The organism is Bacillota bacterium (assembly GCA_040754675.1).
Lineage (GTDB): Bacteria > Bacillota > Limnochordia > Limnochordales > Geochordaceae > Geochorda.
Genome location: JBFMCJ010000369.1, coordinates 1 through 4,164, shown reverse-complemented (window position 1 = coordinate 4,164; position 4,164 = coordinate 1). Strand labels below are relative to the sequence as shown.

The 4,164-nt window shown below is 69.2% G+C and carries 5 protein-coding genes; 4 read left to right on the top strand and 1 reads right to left on the bottom strand.

Annotated elements, in window-relative coordinates:
- Both AB1609_17015 and AB1609_17010 read left to right on the top strand, forming a co-directional pair.
- Positions 1–348, top strand: a 348-nt coding sequence (locus AB1609_17015; protein MEW6048148.1) for an EamA family transporter, incomplete at its 5' end; no start/stop codon positions are given.
- 42 nt (positions 349–390) lie between these two features.
- A complete protein-coding gene (locus AB1609_17010; GenBank protein ID MEW6048147.1) occupies positions 391–1,599 on the top strand; it encodes a deoxyguanosinetriphosphate triphosphohydrolase in 1,209 nt (402 codons plus the stop codon).
- On the opposite strand, the gene AB1609_17005 is transcribed toward AB1609_17010, so the two are convergent.
- Positions 1,590–2,315 (bottom strand): uracil-DNA glycosylase, encoded by a 726-nt coding sequence (locus AB1609_17005; protein ID MEW6048146.1) that lies wholly within the window; start codon positions 2,313–2,315, stop codon positions 1,590–1,592. The two genes, AB1609_17010 and AB1609_17005, sit on opposite strands and share 10 nt — an antisense overlap.
- A 53-nt stretch (positions 2,316–2,368) precedes the next feature.
- Here AB1609_17005 and AB1609_17000 point away from each other — a divergent pair, with 53 nt between their 5' ends.
- Together AB1609_17000 and AB1609_16995 are read left to right on the top strand one after the other, a co-directional pair.
- The gene (locus AB1609_17000) at positions 2,369–3,457 is read left to right on the top strand and encodes a DUF763 domain-containing protein (protein MEW6048145.1); all 1,089 of its coding nucleotides are present in this window, start codon (positions 2,369–2,371) and stop codon (positions 3,455–3,457) included.
- 102 nt (positions 3,458–3,559) lie between these two features.
- Positions 3,560–4,164: DMT family transporter (locus tag AB1609_16995; GenBank protein MEW6048144.1), on the top strand; the 605-nt coding region annotated here is incomplete at its 3' end.

The window sequence follows — 4,164 nt, the reverse complement described above, 5'->3', positions numbered from 1 at the left end:
ACGGTCGCGGCAGGAGGTCCGGGGCCGGCAAGTGGGGAGGGGCCAGCGACGGGGGCATGGACAGCCCTGGCGGCCGGTGTGCTGTACCTGGCGCTGGTGTCTACGGCCCTCGCGTTTTTCCTTTGGAACCGGGGTTTTGAGCTCTTGAACGCGGCGTCCGCCAGCCTCTTCTTCCTGCTCCAGCCGCTGGTGGGGGCGGCCCTGGGCGTGCTGTTGCTGGGCGAGCCGTCCGGACCGGAGCTGTGGCTGGGCGGGCTGTTGATCCTGCTCGGGGTTGCCGTTGCCTCACATGGCCAGCGGCCGGCTGCCTCCACGCCCCGGAGGACGGCGGCCGGCGGGGCCGGGTAGCAGGCCGGACCGGGGAGGCGCACGGGTGCGGGGGTGGTCGCAATGGACGAGACGCAGCGGACGTTGCTGGAACTGGAGGAGAAAGCGCTGGCGCCCTGGGCGGCACGGTCCACGTCGAGCCGGGGCCGCCGCTATCCGGTTCCCGGGGAGTCCGACGACCCGCGGCCGCCCTACGTGAGGGACCGCGACCGCATCGTGCACTCGACAGCCTTCCGGCGGCTCCAGCACAAGACGCAGGTCTTCGTGCTGCACGAGGGCGACTTCTACCGGACGCGGCTGACGCACACCCTGGAGGTGGCGCAGATCGGCCGGGCGCTTGCCGCGATGCTGCGCGCAAACCCCACGCTCGCGGAGGCCATCGCCCTGGGCCACGACCTCGGCCACCCGCCTTTTGGCCATTCAGGCGAAGAGGAACTGAGGGAACTGATGCGCGACCACGGCGGTTTCGAGCACAATCTCCAGGCCCTGCGCATCGTGGACGAACTCGAGGAACGCTACGCCCACCACCCCGGCCTCAATCTGACCTGGGAGACCCGGGAGGGCATCGCGCGCCACGAGACCTTCTACGACCGGCCCGGCACGCTCGACGAGTTTTCGTGCTGGCGGCAGCCGGGCATCGAGGCCCAGATCTGTTCGGTTGCCGACACCATCGCCTACTGCACCCACGACCTGCAGGACGCCCTGACCGTTGGGTTCATCGAGGAACGGGAACTTGGCGGGCGCCTGGCCATCTGGCACGAGGCCGAAGAGGCCGCCGGGGTCCGGGCGGGCGTGCCTCGTCTCGAGGAGCGGCCCGTCGCAGCCCGGGAGGTGCGCCAGCGGATGGTGGTGCGGGCCTTGATCGACCGCCTCATCCGGGACGTGGCGGCCGAGAGCCTGCGCCGCTTGGAGGCCCTCTCGCCGGCCTCCCCTGATGAAGTGCGCCGGCAGCAAGGGCCGCTCGTGGGCTTCTCCGACCGGGTGCGGCACGAGGTGGAGCAGATCCAAAGGCTGCTCTACGAGCGCATGTACTACGACCCTCGGACCCGGCGGATGTCGGTGAAAGGGCGGCTCATCATCCGGAGGCTCTTCGAGCTGTTCGAGCGGGAGCCAAGCGTCTTGCCCCGCAAGACGCAGGAACGGCTCGCGCTCGCCTCCGACCGCCGCCGGGTGCTGTGCGATTTCGTGGCAGGCATGACCGATCGCTACGCCATGGACCTCTACGAGGCGCTCTTCGAGCCGTACGAACGCTCCCTCGGCACTCAGACCTGATCCAGAAGGCGCCGCACCTCCTGAAGTACACCGTCCATCATGGCGGGTGTCAGGCGCCCGGTCTGGGTGTTCTGGCGGCTGGGATGGTACGACACGACCAGCGCGGGGGCTGAACCCCCGAAGGCGTACACCGCGCCGTGGGCGAAGCGCGCCCTTCGAAGAGCCTGCCGCCCGGCCTCGTCCAGGCGGGAGCTCAAGAGCCTCCGCGCGGTGTCGAAAGCGATCCGGCCCAGGGCCAGCACCACCCGGATGCGCTCCAGCAGTGCGAATTCGGCCGCCAGATAGGGAAAGCAGCGCTCAAACTCCTCCGGCAGCGGGCGGTTGTCCGGCGGGGCGCAGCGGACGGGGGCCGTCACGAAGGCGTCCATCAGCTGCAGGCCGTCGCCGGCATGCTCGGAGGCGGGCTGGTTGGCGAACTGTGCCCGCCACAGCGCGCCGATGAGGAAGTTGCCGGAGCTGTCGCCGGTGAACATCCGGCCGGTGCGGTTGGCCCCGTGGGCCGCAGGCGCCAAGCCCACGACGAGAAGCCGCGCCTTGCGGTCGCCGAACCCCGGCACGGGGCGGCCCCAGTACTCCCAACCGGCGTAGGCGGGCTTCTTCTGGGCAGCGATCCGCGTCCGATAAGCGGTCAGGCGAGGGCAGCGGGTGCAGTGGGTGATGCGTTCCACCAGGTCGTGCCAGAGCTGTTCGGATGTCCCGGCCAGGCGTGCGTCCACAGCCGCAGATCCCCCGGTTGGGAGTATAATCGGCCCAGGGGTCGGATGAGAGCGTGGCAGGCCGCACCGGCACGGCCGCACTGCCCCTTCACGGGGGTCACTGCCCGCCGTGGCTTTTCTCCCGCATGAAGAAGCTGGGCGCCGCAATCGTCGAGGCGATGGTGGAAGAGTGGGGCCCCGACGAGGTCTTGCGGCGCTTGAGCGACCCGTTTTGGTTCCAGTCGCTGGGAAGCGTGCTTGGGTACGACTGGCACTCGTCCGGGGTGACCACCGTCGTCTGCGGCGCGCTGAAAGAGGGCCTCAAGGATCGAATGGGAGACCTGGGCCTGTTCGTCTGCGGGGGCAAGGGGGCAACCTCCCGCCGCACGCCCCTTGAGATCGCCCAACACGTGGAGCAAAAAGGACTCCCGCTTGACCCGGACAGGCTCGTTTACGCCAGCCGTATGGTGGCCAAGGTGGACAGCGCGGCCGTCCAGGACGGGCACACCCTCTACCACCACACGTTCTTCTTCACGCCGTCGGGCCGCTGGTGCGTGGTTCAGCAAGGGATGAACGAACAGACCGGGTGGGCGCGGCGCTACCATTGGCTGTCGGAGGCGGTCCGCTCCTTCGTGGACGAGCCTCACTCGGCTGTACTGGGGGTCCGGCAGCCGCGCATCCACCTCAACATGGTGGACCGCGAAAGCGAACGGGCGCGGGGCGCCTGCGTGGAACTGGCGGGGCTGAGCCTGTCCTGGTGGCGGCAGCAACTCCGCCACCTTTCCGAACAACGCAGCCTCCAGATGCCCCGCGAGCACGGCATCGCCGACACCCCGCAACTCGAACGCGCCCTTGACGCCCTGTACCGCGCCGCTCCTGCTTCGTTCGAGGGCGTGCTGGCTGCTCCCGGGGTAGGCCGCAAGACCATCCGGGCGCTGGCCATGGTCGCCGAGGTGGTGTACGGCGCCCGGGCGAGCTTCCGGGATCCGGTGCGGTACGCGTTCGCTCACGGGGGAAAGGACGGCATCCCATTTCCGGTGGATCGAGAGCTGTACGACCGCACGATTCAGGTCTGGCGCGGGGCGGTCGTGCGGGCTCGCCTCGGGCGCAGGGAGACGCTGGATACCCTCCGAAAGCTGGCGGAAATCGAACGGCCGGCGTAGATCCCTTCCCCGACAAGGCTGCCAGGGTTTTGGGGCCTCCAGTCACCCGAGCTTCAAGCCGCAGCCTTGAAACACAGAAGGAGGGGCGGGTCTGGAGGAGCGTTGACAGACGCGAACGGCGAGGCTCGCGTGCTAGGCGACGGCGTGCTTGTACTCATCACCATGATCTGGGGCTTCACGTTCGTGGCCGTGAAGGACGCCGTCGCAAAGGTGCCGGTCTTCACCTTTCTGGCCATGCGGTTCGGCCTGGCGGTGCTGGTGCTGGCGGGCATCATGGCATGGGAGAGGGCGCGGGACTCACAAGAGGCCGGTGGGTCGAGCCCTGGCGGTGCCGACCCTGTTCAGCGGACTCCGTGGTGGGGATCGGCCTGGCCGGGGCTGCTGACGGGCCTTTTCCTTTTCGCCGGGTATGCTCTGCAGACGGTCGGGCTGCAGTACACCACCCCGGGCAAGGCGGGTTTCATTACCGGGCTTTCGGTGGTGCTAGTACCGGTGCTGGACGCCCTGGCGTTCAGAAGACCCCAGCAGCCGGCGGCCCTTGCGGGTGTGGGGCTTGCGGCTGGCGGGATGGCGCTCATGTTCCTCGAACCCACGGACCTCGCCGTCCGGCGGGGTGACGTGCTGGTGCTGTTATGCGCCATTGCCTTTGCCGCCCACGTGACGGCCGTTGCCAGGGGGAGCCGCCGGGGGCGCCCGGCTCGCTTTTC